The organism is Streptomyces ossamyceticus (genome assembly GCF_001418475.1).
Taxonomy (GTDB): Bacteria; Actinomycetota; Actinomycetes; order Streptomycetales; family Streptomycetaceae; genus Streptomyces; species Streptomyces ossamyceticus.
Map to the genome: position 1 here is coordinate 557 of NZ_LIQX01000708.1, position 1,343 is coordinate 1,899.

The 1,343-nt window shown below is 72.0% G+C and carries 1 pseudogene; it reads left to right on the forward strand.

Features of this window, described 5'->3' with window-relative positions:
- Positions 1-1,125 precede the first annotated feature (1,125 nt).
- Positions 1,126-1,343: pseudogene (locus AOK15_RS47955) on the forward strand (sulfatase); the annotation flags it as partial.

The following is a 1,343-nucleotide window of genomic DNA, read 5'->3' on the forward strand; positions in this document are numbered from 1 at the left end:
GGCCCCGCCCACCCGAGTCAGGACCGCCGTCCCACCAGCGGTCTTCGCACGGAAGGAACGTCGGGTGTCGCTCTTCACGCGCTCCGGTCGACTGCCGGACACCGACATGGCCGGCCACACCACCACGGAGGACGACACCGACCCCGCAACGCCCGAAGCACCGTCCGTGTCGACCGACACGCCCGCCGAAGGCGTCGGCCGGTGGCGGCGGCTCCGGCGGGCCCCCGGGGAGTTCCGGCGGAGGTACCCGGCCGCCGCGCGGAGCGTGTCGTGGGCGGTCACGGCGCTGGCCGCCGCCCTTGTGCTGTTCGCCCTGCTGATGCCGGGCAGCGTCCAGTACTTCACCGCCGCGCAGTTCCTGCGGATCCCGGTGGAGCCGATCCTCGGCGCCGCCCTGCTGATGGCGCTGCCGCGCCGGCCGCGCCTGGCGCTCGCGATCCTCATCGGGGCGGGCCTGGCCGCGCTGATCGTCGTGAAGTCCCTGGACATCGGCTTCAACCAGTTCCTCGGCCGGGGCTTCAACATCGTCCTCGACTGGGGGCTCCTGGACGACGCCGAGTCGTACGTGGAGGACACCCTCGGCCGCTCCGGCGCGCTCGCCGCCGTCGTCGGCCNNACCGCTGGGCCCGCGCGCGGGAGACCCTCGCGGACGAGGCGGCGTTCGCCGAGGAGGCCAAGAAGGACGCCTTCGCCGATGTGCCCGCCGACCGCCTGCTGACCGGGCTGCGCGGCAAGGACGTCATGATCACCTTCATCGAGAGCTACGGCCGGGCCGCCCTGGAGGACCCGGCCATCGCGCCCGGGGTGACGGCGACGCTCGACGAGCGGAACGAGGCGCTGCGCAAGGCCGGTTTCGCGGCGAGGAGCGGCTGGCTCACCTCGGCGACCTACGGCGGCAGCAGCTGGCTCGGCCACTCCACCTTCCTGACGGGGCTGTGGATCGACAACCAGAACCGCTACCGCACGGTCACCGCGGGAGAACGCCTCAGCCTCCCCGGCGCCTTCCACAAATCGGGCGCCTGGCGGACGGTCGGCGTGGTGCCCGGCGTCCAGTACAACTGGCCCGAGGGCGACTTCTACGGCTTCGACAAGGTGTACGACTCCCGCGACCTCGGCTACCGCGNNATCATCCTGACCTCCAGCCACCAGCCGTGGGCGCCCCTGCCGAGGATGGTCGGCTGGGACGAGGTCGGTGACGGCTCCGTCTACCGGGCCGTCGAGAAGGCCGGAAAGGACCCGGCGGACGTCTTCACCGACCCCGTCAAGGTGAAGGAGGAGTACGGCAAGTCCGTCCAGTACTCCCTGCGGAGCCTCCTCGAGTACGTCGAGAAGTACGGCGACGA